The following is a 16,306-nucleotide window of genomic DNA, read 5'->3' as shown; positions in this document are numbered from 1 at the left end:
AATGGGCGCCAGCCGCCGCTACAGTTCGCCGATGTCCGGCCCGTTCTCCAGCATCTCGCTCATCTGCGCGAAAGGGGCAGGGCGCGAGTAGAGATAGCCCTGCATCACCAGGCATCCCTTGTCGCGCAGCGCCGCCGCCTGCTCGGGAAGCTCGACGCCTTCGGCGACCAGCTCCAAGTTCAGTACCTGTCCCAGCTTGATGATGGCGTCGATGATCGCCGAGTCGAGTTTTTCGGTGAGCATGTCCTGAACGAAGCTACGGTCGATCTTCAGCACGTCGATGGGAAACTGCTTGAGGTAGGCGAGGCTGGAGTAGCCGATACCGAAGTCGTCGATCGCGACGCGAATACCCAGCTCCTTGAGCGCGGCCAGGGTCTTCCGGGACTTGTCGACGTCGCGGGCGAGCACGCCCTCGGTAATCTCGAGCTCAAGCATCCGCGCCTCGGCACCGGTAATTTCCAGTACGTTCTTCACCGTCTCGAGGAAGTCGTCTTCCTTGAACTGGACCGCCGAGATGTTCACGCTGACGCAAATCTCATGGCCCCGCTCGCGCCAGACACGCGCATCCTTGCAGGCCTGCAGGAGCACGTAGCGGCCGATGGGAATGATCAGCCCGGTTTCCTCGGCGAGGGGAATGAAGTCCGACGGCTGCACCCGTTTGCCGTCCGCGTCGCGCCAGCGGATCAGGGCCTCGACCCCGACGATGTCGCGTTGCAGCACATTGACCTTCGCCTGGTAGAACACCTCGAAGACGCCTTGCTCGAGCGCGCTGCGCATGTGCTGGTCGAGCCGATGGCGCGCGCGGATGCTGTCCTCGATGCGTGACGAGAAGAACCCGTAGCGATTACGCCCGTCGCGCTTGGCCTGGTACATGGCGGCCTCGGCATGGCGATAGAGGGAGTCCATGTCGGCGCTGTCGTCGGGAAACAGGCTGATGCCGATGCTGGCCGTGAGGGTATAGCGACCGGAGGGGGTCTCGAAAGGAACGGTCATCTCGCTGAGCAGCCGGGCGGCGAAGCTTCCGACGGTTTCCAGGCTACGGATATCCGGCATCAGGATAATGAACTCGTCGCCGCCGTTACGGCTGATGGTATCCGTCACCCGGCCGGCCTTGACCAGCCGACGACCAACCTCCAGCAGCACCGCATCGCCCACCGCATGGCTCACCGAATCGTTTATCGATTTGAAGTTGTCCAGGTCGAGCAACAGCATGCCCACGCGGCCCTTAGTGCCGATGGCCTGACGTAGGGCCTGATTGGCACGGTCCTGAAGCAGCAGGCGGTTGGGAAGGTTGGTCAGCGCGTCGTGGTTGGCCAGGCGCTTGGCTTCGTTGCGGAGCGTCAGGTGCGCCCTGATCCGCGCCCTGGCCACCAGTACGTTGAGCGGCTTGTGGAGGAAATCGACCCCGCCGCAGCGCAGCGCGCGCAGCTCGTTCTCGACCTGGGCATGGGAGGTGACGAAGATGACCGAGGCATCGCAGATTTCCGGGTCGGACTTCAGTGCCGCGCAGACCTCGTAGCCATCCATATCCGGCATCTCGATATCCAGCAGCACCAGATCCGGACGGCACTGGCGCGCTGTGTTGAGCGCGCCCGGGCCGTCGGTTGCAAAGTAGACCTGGCCTAATCCACGAACCGTTTCGCTAAGCACCCGAACGCCGCTGGCTGCATCGTCGACGATGAGTATTACCGGTTCCTGGCTGAACATTGTTTCTCCTGTGGCCACCTGCGGCGGCACATATACTCAACAGGCTAGCCCAGCGCTAAAGGTCGTCACGGGAGATTTTCAAACCGCCGATGACCTGCGGTCCCAGCGACGCTCGTGGCGGCATGAACGACGGAATGATTTACCGGTGTGGTTTATATGTGATCGGGCCGTGCATCAGAGGTTCTGGCGTCATCTGGCTTCGCCCTTTAATTAATGACCAGTCCCTGATGCAGCGCAGAGTTCTTTCTTCTTTCGCGGCAAACGCGCCGTGTTTTTTGAACCTTTTCGAACTTTCTCAACTACTCCATGGGCCTGAGCTTCAAGGCCCTGAACGCCCTGAAACGGGAGGGCGGCGCCTGGAACAGGCGTCGCGCTTATAGAGCCAGGACAGTGAGCAATTGAAACTCGTGTATACGACGTTAAACAGGAACGATATCCATCCGATGCGCCAAACAAGTTAAGCCGTGCAAGGGATGTCCAACTTCGTTAGCGTTTCGAACGTTCAAGGGAAGAATACCGACGCGCTCTATCGCCTTTCGTGGTTAGCCAAGTTCCAGAGCAAATCCTGGGGGTCTTCTGCATGAGTTTCCCCGCGCACGTCCGGGGCGACGACCTATCGGGAATTCAGTTGAACTTCGACTCCGACAGGGGACTCCCTTCATGACGGGCCCGAGGCCCGAGACGTTACAAACAACGGAGACCTACATGCCCGGCGACGACACCTACCGCATGCAGAACGCCACCGTCCAGTACGCATACCCCGAGTTCCCTCATCGGCCGCATGGCGCTGTCGACACGAGCGAATCTCCCCTTACCGCCGCACCGAAGCGCTCCCCGAGCAGGCCGATGACCGCCTGATACCGCCGGACGCGGCGCACCTGATACGTCCGGCGAGTGCCATGGCGCTACTGGCGCCGGACCGACGCCGCTGCACATCACCTTTGAATGACGCAATTGTCCGCCCAGGCGGACTTTTCCATTTGCCCAGGCGCGCCGCTCGAGCGCTGGCCAGGGCTGAAGAACGGGAGGAAAGATGTTCGATTTGAGCATGTGGCTGAACACCGCGCTGTGGATCAGCGTCGGCATCGTGACCGCGGGAACGCTGATCTGCTATCTGGTCTTGCGTACGCTCTTCGGGATCATCGAGAAGCGCCTGCGGGGCCTGGCGGAAACCCAGGGAAAACCCATCTACCGCTTTGGCTGGCAAATCGCCGCCCGGACCAGCCGGTTCCTGCTTTTCGCGTTCTCCTTTCTCCTCGCACTCAAACTCATAGAGCTGCCGAGCAACTGGCAGTCGGCGCTCTCGCATAGCTGGTTCGTGGTGCTGGCGCTGCAAACCGCGCTGTGGGTGGACGTCGGCGTGCGGCTCTGGTCGCGCGACCTGGTCAGCGACCGCGCAGGCCGGCACAACCCGGTGACCATGACCATCCTCTCGATCATGATCCTGGTGGTGGTCTGGTCGGTCATGCTGCTGTCGATCCTGGCCAACCTCGGCGTCGATATCACCGCGCTGGTCGCCAGCCTCGGGGTCGGCGGCATCGCCATCGCGCTGGCCGTGCAGACGATGCTGGGCGACCTTTTCGCGTCGCTCTCCATCGGCATCGACAAACCCTTCGAGATCGGCGATTTCGTCGTCTTCGGCGATGTCGCCGGCTCCATCGAGCATATCGGCCTGAAGACTACGCGTATCCGCAGCCTGAGCGGCGAGCAGGTCGTCTGTGCCAACGCCGATCTGCTCCGGCAGACGCTTCACAACTACAAGCGCATGGATACCCGACGCATCGTATTCAGCTTCGGGATCAGCTACGCCACGCCGGCAGAAAAAGTCCGGGAAGTGAGTGCGCTGGTGAAACGCATCATCGACGGACTGGAAAAAGCGCGCTTCGACCGGGCGCATTTCCTCGCGTTCGAGGAGAGCAAGCTGACCTTCGAGGTCGTCTACATCGTGCAGTCTTCCGACTACAACCAGTACATGGACATCCAGCAGGAGATAAACCTGGCGCTGCTGCAGGGCCTCCGGGACATGCAGGTGGAGTTCGCCTTCCCGGTGCGGCGCGTCGAGTTCGTCGGTGGCTGCCTGCCGGAAGTGAAGGTGGGCGTCGCCGAGCCAGGCGCCAAGCAGAAAGCGGGCTCACCCGAGGCGCTGGGCGTTTCATCGTCCCACTGAGGCGAACGGGCAGGGCGGTTTCACCGGAAACGGCACCCTGCTGACACCTGGCCTGGTCCTCGCGAGCGACATCAAGCGCCCGTCGATGCAGCCTTTCAATCGCATTGCACGGCGAGGGCGATGCCCTGGCCGCCGCCGATACAGAGCGTGGCCAGCCCCCTGCGGACGTCACGACGCTGCATTTCGTGCAGCAGAGTGACGAGAATGCGGCAGCCGGAAGCGCCGATGGGATGGCCCAGCGCGATGGCGCCGCCGTTTACATTCACCTTGGCGCTGTCCCAGTGCAGCTCGCGGCCGACGGCGAGGGCCTGGGCGGCGAAGGCTTCGTTGGCCTCTATGAGATCAACGTCCTCCATCTGCCAGTCGGCCTTCTCCAGCACCTTGCAGATGGCGAACACCGGGCCGATGCCCATGATCGCCGGATCGACACCCGCGCCGGCGGCCGCGACGATGCGCGCCATCACCGGCAGGTTCAGGGCCGCGGCCTTTTCCGCGCTCATCAACAGCACGGCGGCGGCGCCGTCGTTCAGGGCGGAGGCATTACCCGCCGTGACCGTGCCATCGGCCTTGAACACCGCCGACAATTTGCCTAGCCCGGCCAGCGTCGTGCCGGTGCGCACCTGCTCGTCACGGGCGAACAGGATCGGCTCGCCTTTGGACTGCGGCACCCGCACCGGAACGATTTCCGCCTCGAAGCGGCCTCCTTCGATGGCGGCGCTGGCGCGCTGCTGCGAGGTCGCGGCGAAGGCGTCCTGCTCATCACGGCCGATACCGTACTGTTCGGCGAGGTTCTCGGCGGTCATCCCCATGTGGTAGTCGTTGAAGGCGTCCCACAGGCCATCCTGGATCATCGTATCGATGACCGCCTTGTGGCCCATGCGCAATCCGGTCCGGGCCTGGGGGATGACGTAGGGCGCCAGGCTCATGTTCTCCTGCCCGCCGGCGATGATCACCTCGGCATCGCCGCAGGCAATGGCCTGGTAGCCGAGTTGCACCGCTTTCAGGCCAGAGCCGCAGACCTTGTTCAGGGTCATCGCCGGCACGGTATGCGGCAGGCCGGCCTTGAGCGCGGTCTGCCGCGCGGTGTTCTGCCCGGCACCGGCGCTGAGTACGTGGCCGAGAATCACCTCGTCGACCAGGGCACCGTCCAGGGCGGTTTGCGAAAGCAGATGGCGGACCACCGTGGCGCCGAGTTCAACGGCGGAAACCGTGCTCAGGCTTCCCTGGAACGCACCAATGGCCGTGCGAGTGGCGGCAACGATCACAACATCACGCATGGAAACTCCCGTGTTGCGATCCGTCCGAGGGGACGGGATCGCGAAAGAAAAAGCGGCCACCGGAGGCGGTCCGCGTGTCGCCCGTTCATTAGGGACCGGCGTTCAGAACTGCTCCGCCGCCAGGCCGAACAACGGATCGCTGCCGGCGCGGATGCTCGCCTCCAGGCCGAGAATGCGCGGTAGCAGGCGGCGGAAGTAGAAGTCCGCGGTAGCCTGCTTGGCGTCGTAGAACGCCTCGTCCTCGGCGCGCTTGCTCGCCGCCACCCGAGCCATGCGCGACCAGAGCCAGGCGTAGGCGACATAGCCAAACAGGTGCAGGAACTCCACGGAGGCGGCGCCGACTTCGTTGGGGTTCTCGCTGGCCCGCTGCAACAGCCAGTCGGTGGTGCTCTCCAGACGCTGCACGGCGTCCAGCAGCGCTTCGCGATGAGGTACGTCCGCCGCGGCGAACGCACGGATCTCGCCGGTGAACTGGCGCAGGGCGGCGCCACCGTTGGCCACCACCTTGCGTCCGAGCAGGTCCAGAGCCTGGATGCCGTTGGTGCCTTCGTAGATCTGCGCGATGCGAACGTCGCGCACCAGTTGCTCCTGGCCCCATTCGCGGATGTAGCCGTGGCCACCGAACACCTGCTGGCCGTGCACCGTGCTTTCCAGACCGGTATCGGTGAAGAAGGCCTTGGCTATCGGGGTGAGGAGGGCGACCAGATTCTCGGCAGCCTGCTTCTCGGCGGGGTCTTCGCTGAACTTGCTCAGGTCGAGCTGCTGGCCGACGTAGCTGGCGAAAGCGCGCCCCCCCTCGGTCATGGCTTTCATGGTCAGCAGCATGCGGCGCACGTCCGGGTGCACGATGATCGGGTCGGCGGCCTTGTCCCTGGCCTGCGGACCGCCCGGTGCACGGCTCTGGATGCGCTCGCGGGCGTAGGCGACGGCGTTCTGGTAGGACGCCTCGGCACAGCCGATGCCCTGGATGCCGATGGACAGGCGCTCGTAGTTCATCATGGTGAACATCGCCGCCAGGCCCTTGTTCTCTTCGCCGATCAGGTAGCCTTCGGCGCCATCGAAATTCATCACGCAGGTGGCCGACGCCTTGATGCCCATCTTGTGCTCGATGGAACCGCAGCTCACCGCGTTGCGCTCGCCCAGCGAACCGTCGGCGCCGACCTTTATCTTGGGCACCAGGAACAGCGAAATCCCCTTGGGCCCGGCCGGCGCATCCGGCAGCTTGGCCAGCACCAGGTGGATGATGTTCTCGGTCAGGTCCTGCTCGCCGCCGGTGATGAATATCTTGCTTCCGCTGATCGCGTAGCTACCGTCGGCCCGTGGCTCGGCGCGGGTGCGGATGATGCCCAGGTCGGTGCCGGCGTGAGCCTCCGTGAGGCACATGGACCCCGCCCAGCGGCCTTCGTACATCGGGGGGAGGTAGGTGCGTTTCAGCGTTTCGCTGGCGTGGGCGTCAATCGCCAGGCAGGCGCCGGAGCTCAGCGCGGAATACAGGGCGAAACTGGAGCCTGCGGCATAGAGCATTTCCTCGAACTGCACCGCGAGCATCTTGGGCATGCCCATTCCGCCGTACTGCGGGTTGCCGGACAGGCCTACCCAGCCGCCTTCGATGTAAGTGGCGTATGCCTGCCTGAATCCCCGTGGCGTGCTGACCGCGCCGTTTGCCCACTGCGCTCCTTCCTCGTCGCCGCTGCGGTTGAGCGGGGCGATCAGCCCACCCGTGACCTTTGCCGCTTCCTCCAGGATCGCATCGGCGGTTGCGGCGTCCACCGTTTCCGCCAGCGCCGGCAGGCGAGCCCAGAGACCCGGCGCATCGAACACCTCATGGAGGACGAAGCGCAGGTCGCGCAGGGGAGCGTTGTATTCAGGCATCGATCACCTCGTTCGGAGCGCCGTGCAGGGCCGGCGCGTAAGAATAAAAAGAGACCACCGCGAGCAGCGGCCTTTAGGGTCGACGGCAGACCGCGCCACCGTCGACTGGAGACCTTGAGTTCAATGACTGGACGCGGCAGCGGCGCCCAGCCCGGTTTGAGCCCTGACGAACTGGTCGTCGAAGGCCGCCCGCTCGCGTTCTGCGCGTGCGCTTCGATCCAGGCGCGAGACCACCACGATGACCAGGAAGGCCAACGGCATGGAGAACAGAGCCGGGTGGTCGTAGGGATAAATGGCTTGCGCGTGTCCCAGCACGGAAACCCAGACGGCGGGCGACAGGATCACCAGTACCAGCGCCGTGGCGAGGCCTGCGAAACCACCGGCAAGGGCGCCGCGGGTGGTCAGGTTCCGCCAGTACATGGCCATGATCAGCACGGGGAAGTTGGTCGAGGCGGCGATGCCGAACGTCAGCCCCACCAGGAAGGCGACGTTCTGTTTCTCGAAAAGGATGCCCAGGCCAATGGCGACGAGGCCCAGCCCGACGGTAGCGATGCGGGTGACGCGCATCTCCTCCTTCTGGCTGGCGGTGCCTTTCTTCAGCACCGTGGCGTAGAGGTCGTGGGAGATGGCCGAAGCGCCGGCCAGTGCCAGGCCGGAAACCACGGCCAGGATGGTGGCGAACGCGACGGCCGACAGGAAGCCGAGGAACAGGTTGCCGCCTACCGCCTTGGCCAGGTGCATCGCCACCATATTGCCGCCGCCGATCAGCGCGCCTTTGACGTTGCCATCGACGAAGAACTGCGGGTCGGTACCGACGATGACGATGGCGCTGTAGCCCAGCACCATGACCACCAGGAAGAAGAAGCCGATGAAGCCGGTGGCATAGAACACCGACTTGCGGGCTTCCCGGGCGTTGGGCACGGTGAAGAAGCGCATCAGGATGTGTGGAAGACCGGCGATGCCGAAAACCAGGCCAAGCGACAGCGATGCCGCATTGATCGGGTCGGCCAGCATCGAGCCCGGCCCCATGATGCTCCAGCCGATGGCATGGCTCGCGACAGCGCGGCTCGCCAGGGTCTCCAGGCTGAAGCCGAATTCGGCCAGGGCGAGCAGGGCGAGGGTCGTGCCGCCGGCGAGCAGCAGGACGGCCTTGATGATCTGTACCCAGGTGGTGGCGATCATGCCGCCGAAGATCACGTAGACCAGCATCAGGACACCCACCACTATCACGGCCGTGGTGTAGTCGAGGCCGAACAGCAGCTTGATCAACTGGCCCGCGCCGACCATCTGGACGACCAGATAGCAGCACACCACGGTCAGCGAACCGAAGGCGGCGAACGTGCGGATCTGCGTCTGATCCAGGCGGTAGGACACGATGTCGGCGAAGGTATAGCGCCCGAGGTTGCGCAGGCGCTCCGCCATCAGGAAGGTGATGATCGGCCAGCCGACGAAGAACGCCACCGTATAGACGAAGCCGTCGTAACCCTTGGCGAAGACCAGGCTGGACAGCCCCAGCAGCGTGGCGGCCGACATGTAGTCGCCGGCGATCGCCAGACCGTTCTGAAAACCGCTGATGCCGCCGCCGGCGGTGTAGAAGTCGGAGGTGGATTTGGTCTGCCGGGCGGCCCACCAGGTGATCGCCAGCGTCCCCATCACGAAGACGAAGAACATGGCGATGGCGTGCAGGTTGACGGGCTGCTTCTCCGCCACGAAAGGGGCGGCCAGAACCCCAAGCGGGGCCAAGGCCAGGCACGCGGTGCCGAGAGTGCGCAGGCGCATCATTTCAGCTCCGCCAGCAGATCGGCGCCAAGGGCGTCGAAGCGCGTGTTGGCGCGGTACACGTACCAGCCGGTGCAAAGCCAGGATAGCACGATGACCGCTGCCGCCACCGGGATGCCCACCGTCAGTTGACGGCCTTCGCCCAGAGGCGCGTGCAGCAGCGCGGGCTGGAAAGCCACGACCAGCATGAACAGGTAGTAGGTGCCCAGTACGGCTGCGCTAAGCGACCACGCCAGGCGCGAGCGGCTGCGCACCAGGCGCTGGAACTTCGGGTTGGCTCGGATGCGGTCGCAGCGCTGCGCGTGGGACAACTCAGCATGGGTCATCGGTGTGGCTCCTTGTTTTTGTTGTTGCCGAGGCCCGCCCCCCGTTTTCGGGGTGCAGGGCACCTTAGCGACGGGCCGAGGGCCGTCGCCTTGTGTCGCCTGGAGGATGTGTTTCGGCTACAGCGCCTTGGCCATGTCGCGCAGGAGGTACTTCTGGATCTTCCCGGTCGACGTCTTCGGCAGGTTGATGAACACCACCGTGCGCGGCACCTTGAAGCTGGCAAGGTGATCCCGGCAGAACCCGATGATGTCGCTGTCGCGAACGGCCTGGTGGTCCGCCTTGAGGGTGATGAACGCACACGGCGTTTCTCCCCATTTCTCGTCCGGACGCGCCACCACGGCGGCTTCCAGGACGGCGGGATGACGGTAGAGGACCCCTTCGAGCTCAATGGTAGAGATGTTTTCGCCCCCGGAGATGATGATGTCCTTGAGGCGATCCTTGATCTCCACATAGCCATCCGGATGGCATACCGCGAGGTCGCCGGTGTGGAACCAGCCCCCCTCGAAGGCTTCCGCCGTGGCGCTGGGGTTCTTCAGGTAGCCCTTCATCACGGTGTTGCCGCGCATGAAGACCTCGCCGATGGTCTGGCCATCGCGCGGCGTGGGTTCAAGGGTTTTCGGGTCGCCGACCATGACGCCTTCGAGCGTAGGGTAGCGCACGCCCTGGCGGGCCTTGATCTCCGCGCGCTGGTCCAGCGGCAGTGCGTCCCACTCGGCGTGCCATGCGCACAGGGTCACCGGGCCGTAGACCTCGGTCAGCCCGTAGACGTGGGTGACGCGGATGCCCATCTCTTCGACGGCGCCGATCACTTTCGCTGGCGGCGCGGCGCCGGCGACCATCGCCTCGACGGGGTGATCGATGGCGGCCTTGGCTTCGGCCGGCATGTTGACCAGGGCATTCAGCACGATGGGCGCCCCGCACATGTGCGTGACCTGCTCGTCGCGGATCAGGGTAAGTATCTTCTGCGGGTCGACCCGGCGCAGGAACACGTGTACCCCAGCGAGGGCCGTGACGGTCCAGGGGTAGCACCAGCCATTGCAGTGGAACATCGGCAACGTCCACAGGTAGACCGGATGATTGCCCATCGCCCAGGTCATCTGGTTGCCCAGGGCATTCAGGTACGCGCCTCGATGGTGGTAGACCACACCCTTGGGATTACCGGTGGTGCCGGAGGTGTAGTTGAGGCTGATCGCCTGCCATTCATCGTCCGGCCACTGCCAGGCGAACTCGGGATCACCCTCGGCAAGAAAGGCTTCGTAGTCCAGGTTGCTCACCGGCTGACCTTCGCCGTACTCCGGATCATCGACATCAATCACCAGCGGCGGGTGATCGAGCATGCCGATGGCCGAATGGATCACATCGAAGAACTCACGGTCGGCGATGACCACTTTGGCTTCGCCATGCTGCAGCATGAAGGCGATGGCTTCGGCATCCAGGCGCACGTTGAGGGGATTGAGCACCGCGCCGATCATGGGCACGCCGAAGTGCACCTCGAGCATCTGCGGGATGTTGGGCAGCATCACCGCCACGGTGTCGTCCTTGCCGATGCCGCGCCCGGCCAGCGCGGAGGCCAGACGCCGGCAGCGTGCATAGGTCTCCGCCCATGTACGACGGATCGATCCATGGATGACGGCCGGGTAGGTTGGATAGACGCTGGCGGTGCGCTCGATGAAGCTGAGCGGCGAGAGGGCGATATGGTTCACGGCTGCAGGGGCAAGACCCTGTTCGAAGATCGACATGCTGGGCATCCGGTGGCTGATTGTTAGCTCTAGGTGCCTGCTCGCCTGTTCTGTTCGGGCGGCAGATCATGCGGTGATTTTATATACGACCCACACTGGATATGGAACTACTACCTGCGTCGTATAGTAATTTTACTATATAAAGCAGATTATCCAATTGGTCGTTCGGCGGAAGTTGGTCGTATGGAGATATGCTGTCGCCGTTTTCTTATGGGAATTCCGATGAGCCAGAACCCGGTCCGCCTGCACACATGGCTGCGCCTGCAGCGCGAAGGCGTTCCGCTCTCGGCCCGCGCTGACGCCGTGTGTCGGGCCCTGCGCGGCTGCCCCGAGGTGCGACAAGCCTACTACCTGAGCTGGCTGGAGAGCGTCGGCATCTATGGCCATGAAGGCAGCGGCCAGCATCTGCCCCCAGGGCAGGGTGACCCCTTGCTGGCCAGCGATCAGGCGCTTCTTGTCAGCCTGGAAGACCATGGCCGCCTGGACCTGGAGCAGGTTCGCGGGCTGGATTGCTGGTTTTCCGGGAGGTTGCGCAGGGCCGCGATCAGCCACGGACAGGTCTTCGATCTTGCGCTGGAGCCGGGTCGACCTGGGCTGCTCCTGGTGGAAGTGCGGGAAGGCGTCAGCCTGGATTGGCTCGGCTGGGTGCATGAATTGCTCTCGACGCTGCTGGCGATCTCCGGCGACCTGATGCGCGCCTCGCCATTGCTCGGTTACGACCCTCAGCCGACCCTGCTGCTGGACGCTGCCGGCGGTCCTCTGGAGTTGAATGCCGCGCTGCTGGCGCTGCTGGCCGATCAGCCTCCCGGCTCGGTCGTGCGCTTCCTGCCGGTCAACCACGCTTCGCTGGTGCGCGCGTGTCTCGAACAGGGCCGCGCCATCGAGCACGTGGAAGCCGAGTGCGATGGGCGCATTCTGATTTGGACCTTCATTCCCGATCCGCAGGCGTCGCGTGTCCTGGCTCGCTGCCGGGAGGCCACCGAACAGGTGCTCGCCGAGCGCGAGGCGACGAAGGCACGTCGTTTGTACCGGCTGATCACGGAGAACACCACGGACCTGATCTCCCGGCACACCCCGGATGGCCGCTTTCTGGATGCTTCGCCCGCATCATGGACGTTGCTGGGCTACTGGCCCGAAACCCTGCGCGGCCAGCTCGCCCAAGGCCTGTTCCACGCGCAGGATCTTGCGTCGCTGATTCAGCGGGCGAGGGATGCGCTGGAGACCGATGGCTACCACACGATGACGTACCGCATACGCCATCGCGATGGCCATTACCTTTGGTTCGAGACAGCCAGCCGCGCTATCCGCGAGACGTATACGGGCGCTGTGGTCGAGGTGGTCAGCGTATCGCGGGATATCACCGCACGCGTCCAGGCCGAGGAGAACAAGCGGCGGCTGGCGGAGGTAGTGGAGGCCAACACGGACCCCGTGCTGTTCATCGACGCAGACGAGCGGATCACCTACCTCAACCCCGCCGCCCGCAAGTTGTTGAAGCTGGAGGAGGGGCAGCCCATGCCGGCGCTGTCGATGCTGTTTGCCGCCGATGACCTGAACCGCTTGCAGACGGGCCGCGAGAGAGCGGGGCGGGCGGGTGTGTGGAGCGCTGACTCACGCTTGCATCCGCCGCTGGGAGGGGCGTCAGTACCCGTCTCTCTCGTATTGCTGGCGCATCGGGCCGCGGGCGGAGAGCGCTATTACTCGCTAGTGGCTCGCGACATGACCGAGCGCGAGCTGCGTGAGGCACAGCAGCGTCGCCACCAAGACGAGCTGGCACACACGGCGCGGCTGGTCACCCTGGGCGAACTCGCCTCCGGTATCGCCCACGAGATAAACCAGCCCTTGGCCGCCGTGGTCAACTACGCCAGCGCCAGCCAGCGCTACCTGCAATCGCTCGAGGAGAATCCGCAGGCAATCGTGCGCGTTTCGCAGGGGCTGGAACGCATCACCGAGCACGCCAATCATGCCTCCGAAGTCATCAAACGGTTGCGCGGCTTCCTGCGCAAGGGGCAGCGGCGCATGCAGGCGCTGGACCTTTGCGAAGTGACACGCGAGGCCGTCCGCCTGTGCGCCTGGGAGGCGAACGCCTGGCAGGTGGTGATCGAGGAGCGCCTGCCGGACAATCTGCCGCCGGTGTATGCCGACCGCGTATTGCTCGAGCAGGTGCTGATCAACCTCCTGCGCAATGCCATCGACGCCAACCGCGAGGCCCAGCCAGGAGAGGCGTCACGCATTGTCCTGTCGGCTCGACTGACGACCGGTTCCGGACTGGAAGTGGATGTTCTTGACGAAGGACCTGGGCTCGACGACTCGGAACTGGAGCGGGTGTTCACCCCGTTCTACACCAGCAAACCGGACGGACTCGGGCTCGGGCTGTCGATGAGTCGCAGCATAATCGAGGGCTTTGGCGGCGCCCTGGAGGGGCAACGCGCGGCGACTGGCGGCTTGCTGATGCGCTGCAGGCTGCCGTTACCGTGAGGCGCATGCGATGGCGATAACAACAAGAGGAACGATTCAATGACGACTGCCACCCAGCAAGTGGTTTATGTGGTGGACGACGATCAGGGCATGCTCGACTCGACGGTCTGGCTGTTCGAGTCCGTCGGGCTGCGTGCCATTCCGTTCACCAGTGGCCGCGATTTCCTCGCCGCCTGCGATGCGACGCTTAACGCCTGCGTGCTCCTGGACGTGCGCATGCCTGGCATGGGTGGTTTGAACGTGCAGGAAGAAATGCGTGCGCGGGGCCTGGAGTTGCCCATCATCTTCGTCAGCGGCCACGCCGATGTGCCCATCGTGGTGCGCGCATTCAAGGCAGGCGCGCGGGATTTCATCGAAAAGCCGTACAACGAGCAGCTTCTACTCGACAGTGTGCAAGTGGCACTGAGCCGCTCGGAACGGCAAACCTCGGGCAGCAGTGATCAGGAGGACGTCCAGGAGCGCCTGGCCAGGCTGACGCCAAGGGAGCGCGATGTGGTGCTGCCTCTGGTCAAGGGCTACACCAACCGCGAAATCGCCGAGCAGTTGAACATCAGCGTGAAGACCGTCGATCTTTATCGTTCCCGCGTGATGAAACGCATGCAGGCGGAGCGTCTTGCTGATCTGGTTGGAATGGCGATCGTCGCGGGACTGGTGGATCCGCTGCGGTTGAGACAAGGCTGATGCAGTCATCACGTCTGGCGCTAGAGCGACTCGGCGAGAGTCGCTGAAGTACTATTGGATGACGAACAGCGTCGGGCAGCCGTTAACGGGTCCAGGTGCCTCAGTGGCAGAATCCGCAATTTCCCATAATGTATATTATGTTAAATTATGGATTAAGAGATGCCCGCAAAAACGCCTCTACCGCTCTGCTATGGAATGTGTCGATCCAGCAAATGAAAACTCGGCAACGACAGATGCCAACGAATGGCCGCCAGACGTATCGCCAGCACCACTCCCATCGCTATCCCGGTATCCAGCCAGTGCGGCATCTCCATCGCGCGCAAGCCGAGAAACGTCAGCGATCCAACGCTGCACGCGGTTGCGTAGATCTCCTTCTGAAAAATCAGCGGAATCTCGTTACACAGCACATCGCGCATCACACCGCCGGCAACGCCGGTCATCACGCCCATGATCACCGCCGTGCTCGCGGACGTTTCATGAGCCAATGCCACCTCGGTGCCGATGACCGTGAAGACCGCCAGCCCGAAGGCATCGGCAATCAGCAAGCCGTTTTCATGGATCGGACGGGTCAGCTGGACCCACACCACCGTGCAGATCGCGGCCAGCGACGCGACGAGTATGTAGGTGTCATCGCGTACCCAGCTGACGGGATGGTTACCCAGAATCATGTCCCGCAGCGTGCCGCCGCCCACTGCGGTGATGATGGCGATCACCAGTACGCCGAACAGGTCCATGGACTTTCGTCCGGCCATCAGCGCTCCCGTGATGGCGAATACGGCGACGCCGAACAGATCCGACAGATAGAAGAATGACGGCATGGTCCGGGCTCAGGTTCTCACCGGCGTGCGCATGGTGACGAACTCTTCCGCCGCGGTTGGGTGAATGCCGATGGTTTCGTCGAAATGCTGTTTGGTCGCGCCCGCTTTCAGAGCCACTGCCAGCCCCTGGACGATCTCCCCTGCTTCCGGCCCGATCATGTGGCAACCCAGAACGCGGTGGGTTTCCGCATCCACTACCAGCTTCATCAACGTGCGTTCCTGGCTGTCGGTGAGGCTCAACTTCATGGGGCGGAAACGCGCCTCGTAGATGCGGACATCGTGCGTCATGCGCGCGTCTTCTTCCGTCATGCCGACAGTACCGATGTTCGGCAGGCTGAAGACCGCGGTAGGAATCTGCGAGTAATCCACGGGGCGATACTCTTCCGGCCGAAACAGGCGCCGCGCCACCGCCATGCCTTCAGCGATCGCCACCGGCGTGAGTTGCACGCGACCGATCACATCGCCAATGGCGAGAATCGAAGGCTCGTTGGTGCGGTATTCCTCGTTGACCTTGATGAAGCCCTTTTCATTCAGCTCGACCGCCGTGTTCTCGAGCCCCAGGTCATCCAGCATCGGCCGCCGTCCGGTGGCATAGAACACGCAATCGGTTTCGAGGGTACGGCCATCCCTGAGCGTCGCCAGCAGGCTGCCATCGGCCTGTTTGTCGATGCGGGCGATGTCGGTGTTGAACTGCAGGTCCAGGCCTTTCTTCAGCATCTCATCGCGCAGATGCTGACGGAGCGAGCCGTCAAAGCCGCGCAGGAACAGATCGCCTCTATAAAGCAGCGAGGTCTTGCACCCGAGACCGTTGAAGATCGACGCGAACTCCACCGCGATGTATCCGCCGCCGATCACCAGCATGCGCTTGGGCAACTCGGGAAGATAAAACGCTTCGTTCGAACTGATCGCATGCTCACGCCCAGGCACATCGGGAATGACCGGCCAGCCTCCCGTGGCGATCAGGATGGTTTCGGCGGTGTAACGTCTCCCGTCGAGATCGACGGTATGCGCATCGACGAGGCGCGCGTGCCCCTCGAAGAGCGTGGCCCCTGAATCATCCAGCAGCTTCTGGTAGATGTTGTTCAGGCGAAGGATTTCACGATCCTTGTTAGCGATGAGCTTCTTCCAGTCGAAGTCCGTTTCACCGTGCGACCAGCCGAAGCCGTTGGCCTGGTGAAACTCCTCTTCGAAGTGAGCACTGTAGGCCAGCAGCTTCTTCGGTACGCAGCCGACGTTCACGCAGGTTCCGCCCAGGTATCGACTCTCGGCGATCGCGACTCGCGCACCAAACCCCGCAGCGAAACGCGCCGCGCGAACGCCGCCGGATCCGGCGCCGATGACAAAGAAGTCGAAGTCGTAGGCCATGTGATTCTCCTCGTAATGCGCGAAGCATAACCTAGCGCGTGCCTTCGGGCGGCAAAGGTCCACCACTGCCCTCTCCTGCTGCTCGCACATTATCGCCGC

General features: G+C 63.6%; 11 protein-coding genes. 3 read left to right on the top strand and 8 right to left on the bottom strand.

Annotated features, from left to right (window positions below):
* Window positions 1–18: 18 nt before the first annotated feature.
* Window positions 19–1,707: a putative bifunctional diguanylate cyclase/phosphodiesterase gene (locus BLV15_RS16625; RefSeq protein ID WP_090230718.1), complete on the bottom strand. Its 1,689-nt coding sequence runs from the start codon at window positions 1,705–1,707 to the stop codon at window positions 19–21.
* Between the two features lie 1,033 nt (window positions 1,708–2,740).
* Here BLV15_RS16625 and BLV15_RS16620 point away from each other — a divergent pair.
* Entirely contained in the window at window positions 2,741–3,874 is a 1,134-nt protein-coding gene (locus tag BLV15_RS16620) for a mechanosensitive ion channel family protein (protein WP_090230715.1), read from the top strand.
* 95 nt (window positions 3,875–3,969) lie between these two features.
* Here BLV15_RS16620 and BLV15_RS16615 read toward each other — a convergent pair whose 3' ends face one another.
* The 5 genes from BLV15_RS16615 to BLV15_RS16595 all read right to left on the bottom strand — a co-directional run bounded on the left by BLV15_RS16615 (window position 3,970) and on the right by BLV15_RS16595 (window position 10,868).
* A complete protein-coding gene (locus BLV15_RS16615; RefSeq protein ID WP_090230714.1) occupies window positions 3,970–5,151 on the bottom strand; it encodes an acetyl-CoA C-acetyltransferase in 1,182 nt (393 codons plus the stop codon).
* Between the two features lie 102 nt (window positions 5,152–5,253).
* Complete coding sequence (locus BLV15_RS16610; protein ID WP_090230711.1) at window positions 5,254–7,023, bottom strand: acyl-CoA dehydrogenase C-terminal domain-containing protein; 1,770 nt, start codon at window positions 7,021–7,023, stop codon at window positions 5,254–5,256.
* A 120-nt stretch (window positions 7,024–7,143) separates the two neighbouring features.
* On the bottom strand, window positions 7,144–8,805 hold the full coding sequence (locus BLV15_RS16605) for a cation acetate symporter (protein ID WP_407072435.1): 1,662 nt from the start codon (window positions 8,803–8,805) through the stop codon (window positions 7,144–7,146).
* Entirely contained in the window at window positions 8,802–9,128 is a 327-nt protein-coding gene (locus BLV15_RS16600) for a DUF485 domain-containing protein (RefSeq protein WP_090230708.1), read from the bottom strand. Before BLV15_RS16600 ends, BLV15_RS16605 begins: the two co-directional genes overlap by 4 nt.
* A 117-nt stretch (window positions 9,129–9,245) precedes the next feature.
* A complete protein-coding gene (locus tag BLV15_RS16595; protein WP_090230706.1) occupies window positions 9,246–10,868 on the bottom strand; it encodes an acyl-CoA synthetase in 1,623 nt (540 codons plus the stop codon).
* A 222-nt stretch (window positions 10,869–11,090) separates the two neighbouring features.
* Here BLV15_RS16595 and BLV15_RS16590 point away from each other — a divergent pair, with 222 nt between their 5' ends.
* Window positions 11,091–13,343: a PAS domain-containing sensor histidine kinase gene (locus tag BLV15_RS16590; RefSeq protein ID WP_090230703.1), complete on the top strand. Its 2,253-nt coding sequence runs from the start codon at window positions 11,091–11,093 to the stop codon at window positions 13,341–13,343.
* 39 nt (window positions 13,344–13,382) lie between these two features.
* Complete coding sequence (locus tag BLV15_RS16585) at window positions 13,383–14,024, top strand: response regulator transcription factor (protein ID WP_090230700.1); 642 nt, start codon at window positions 13,383–13,385, stop codon at window positions 14,022–14,024.
* A gap of 188 nt (window positions 14,025–14,212) precedes the next feature.
* On the opposite strand, the gene BLV15_RS16580 is transcribed toward BLV15_RS16585, so the two are convergent.
* Window positions 14,213–14,842, bottom strand: coding sequence for a trimeric intracellular cation channel family protein (locus BLV15_RS16580; RefSeq protein WP_090230698.1), 630 nt, complete (start codon window positions 14,840–14,842; stop codon window positions 14,213–14,215).
* Window positions 14,843–14,851: 9 nt separating this feature from the next.
* Window positions 14,852–16,207 (bottom strand): glutathione-disulfide reductase, encoded by a 1,356-nt coding sequence (gene gorA / locus BLV15_RS16575; RefSeq protein ID WP_090230696.1) that lies wholly within the window; start codon window positions 16,205–16,207, stop codon window positions 14,852–14,854.
* Between the last annotated feature and the right edge of the window lie 99 nt (window positions 16,208–16,306).

Origin of the sequence: Pseudomonas kuykendallii (assembly GCF_900106975.1) — a bacterium.
In the GTDB taxonomy this organism is placed as follows: domain Bacteria; phylum Pseudomonadota; class Gammaproteobacteria; order Pseudomonadales; family Pseudomonadaceae; genus Pseudomonas_O; species Pseudomonas_O kuykendallii.
The sequence above is the reverse complement of the archived record's forward strand: the minus strand, read 5'-3'. Positions and strand labels throughout refer to the sequence as shown.

Bases quoted from the DNA above. Each gene is read 5' to 3' on its own strand.
- BLV15_RS16625 (WP_090230718.1), bottom strand. From the start codon at position 1,707: ATGTTCAGCCAGGAACCGGTAATACTCATCGTCGACGATGCAGCCAGC.
- BLV15_RS16620 (WP_090230715.1), top strand. From the start codon at position 2,741: ATGTTCGATTTGAGCATGTGGCTGAACACCGCGCTGTGGATCAGCGTC.
- BLV15_RS16615 (WP_090230714.1), bottom strand. From the start codon at position 5,151: ATGCGTGATGTTGTGATCGTTGCCGCCACTCGCACGGCCATTGGTGCG.
- BLV15_RS16610 (WP_090230711.1), bottom strand. From the start codon at position 7,023: ATGCCTGAATACAACGCTCCCCTGCGCGACCTGCGCTTCGTCCTCCAT.
- BLV15_RS16605 (WP_407072435.1), bottom strand. From the start codon at position 8,805: ATGATGCGCCTGCGCACTCTCGGCACCGCGTGCCTGGCCTTGGCCCCG.
- BLV15_RS16600 (WP_090230708.1), bottom strand. From the start codon at position 9,128: ATGACCCATGCTGAGTTGTCCCACGCGCAGCGCTGCGACCGCATCCGA.
- BLV15_RS16595 (WP_090230706.1), bottom strand. From the start codon at position 10,868: ATGTCGATCTTCGAACAGGGTCTTGCCCCTGCAGCCGTGAACCATATC.
- BLV15_RS16590 (WP_090230703.1), top strand. From the start codon at position 11,091: ATGAGCCAGAACCCGGTCCGCCTGCACACATGGCTGCGCCTGCAGCGC.
- BLV15_RS16585 (WP_090230700.1), top strand. From the start codon at position 13,383: ATGACGACTGCCACCCAGCAAGTGGTTTATGTGGTGGACGACGATCAG.
- BLV15_RS16580 (WP_090230698.1), bottom strand. From the start codon at position 14,842: ATGCCGTCATTCTTCTATCTGTCGGATCTGTTCGGCGTCGCCGTATTC.
- gorA (WP_090230696.1), bottom strand. From the start codon at position 16,207: ATGGCCTACGACTTCGACTTCTTTGTCATCGGCGCCGGATCCGGCGGC.